Annotated in this window: 1 protein-coding gene; it reads right to left on the bottom strand. The window is 72.6% G+C overall.

Translation table 11 applies throughout. The annotated features are described in order from the left end of the window. Positions 1-138: 138 nt before the first annotated feature. A partial coding sequence (locus tag AC2W7M_RS25735) for an FCSD flavin-binding domain-containing protein (RefSeq protein ID WP_486135960.1) occupies positions 139-1,274 on the bottom strand: 1,136 nt, incomplete at its 5' end.

Here is a 1,274-nt window from a genome sequence, read left to right as displayed (position 1 = left end):
CGTCTCCCGCGGCCGGTGAGGGAAGCAGGCGGATCGTGTCGCCGATCACCGCATAGCGCATAACGGGCGCCGGCGGGTCGGCCTGCGCCGCCGCCTCGGCGGCGAAACCGGCGAGCAGCGCTGCGGTGAGTGCCGTCCTCATGCGTAGACCCCCCGGGTGAGGGTCTCGAACCAGGCTTCGGCATAGGCTGCCTCCGCCGACCGGACGGAACCGGGCGCGCCGAGAGGGCTGGTGCCGCCCGCCCCCGCCACTTCCGCCAGGAGGCCGTCGCGCGGGCGGTAGACCCCGGCGATGGAGATGGCATAGCCCGGCGACACGAGGCTGTAGCAGGTGTTGACGAGCTTCGGCTCCACCGGCTCCCGCCCGGCGAGAAGGTCGGCCACGGCCATGGCGCAGACCAGCGCTTGGCCGTTGGCGGTGAAGGCCGACTTGGGCATGGCGCCGCCGATGGCGGCATCGCCGATCACATGGATGCCCGGCCTCAGGCGCGATTCGAAGGTGACGGGATCGACCGGGCACCAGCCGGTCGCGTCCGCCACTCCCGCCGCGGCTGCGATCGAGCCGGCGCGCTGGGGCGGGATGACGTTCGCCACGTCCGCGCGGTGCCGGCCGAACTCCGTCACCAGCGTGCGCGCGGCGGCATCCGCCTCGATCACCCGGCCGCCGAATGACAGGGACACCCATTCGATCATGCCGGGATAGAGCGCGGCCCATGCCTCTTCGAAGAGCCGCTGCTTGGAGAAGGCGTCCTTTGCGTCGAGGATGAGGATTTTGGAGCGCGGTTTATGGGCCTTCAGGAAATGGGCGATCAGGCTCGCCCGCTCGTAGGGCCCCGGAGGACAGCGGAACGGATTGGGCGGGGCCGCGATGACGACCAGCCCGCCATCCGGCATGGCTTCCAGCTGCCGGCGCAGCGCCAGCGTCTGGGGACCGGCCTTCCAGGCATGGGGCATGGCCTCGGCGGCAGCGCCGTCGTATCCGGCGATGGCGTCGAGGCGGACTTCGATGCCGGGTGCCAGCACCACCCGGTCGTACGGGAGCTGCGTGCCGTCGTCGAGGTGCACGCTTCGGGCGTCCGGGTCCACCGCAACGGCAGCGCGGGGGGCGAGAGAGAGGCCGGGCACCCGGGCCAGGGCGGCGACCTCGAACGTCTGGCTGGCGAGGTCCCGCACGCCGGCGAGCACGGCGTTTGAGAAGGGGCAGGCGACGTAGCGGGCGGATGGCTCGACCAGGGTGACGGCGATCCCGCCCCGCGTCGGCCAGCGCGCGGGCG

This window comes from Xanthobacter sp. BG11Y11_SDJG (genome assembly GCF_057364445.1).
The sequence above is the reverse complement of the archived record's forward strand: the minus strand, read 5'-3'. Positions and strand labels throughout refer to the sequence as shown.